Consider the following 229-nt stretch of genomic DNA (forward strand, 5'->3'; position numbering starts at 1 on the left):
CACGCCGTCGACGGTGGTGACGAAGTCGCCCTGCACGGTGGCGCGGGCGGCGTTGTCGACAGGGTTGGCCGTCGCGGCGGCATGGGCGGGCAGGCTGGCCTGGGTGGCGAGGGCGAGCAGGGAGGCGGCGAGGCCGCGGGTCAGGGCGTTCATGGTCGTGGTTTCCTGGTGGGGCGTTGTCGGGCGGGTGCGGGAGCCGATCAGGCGACCACGAGCGAGACGTCGATGT

Origin of the sequence: Cellulomonas sp. (genome assembly GCF_017744555.1) — a bacterium.
Taxonomy (GTDB): domain Bacteria; phylum Actinomycetota; class Actinomycetes; order Actinomycetales; family Cellulomonadaceae; genus Cellulomonas.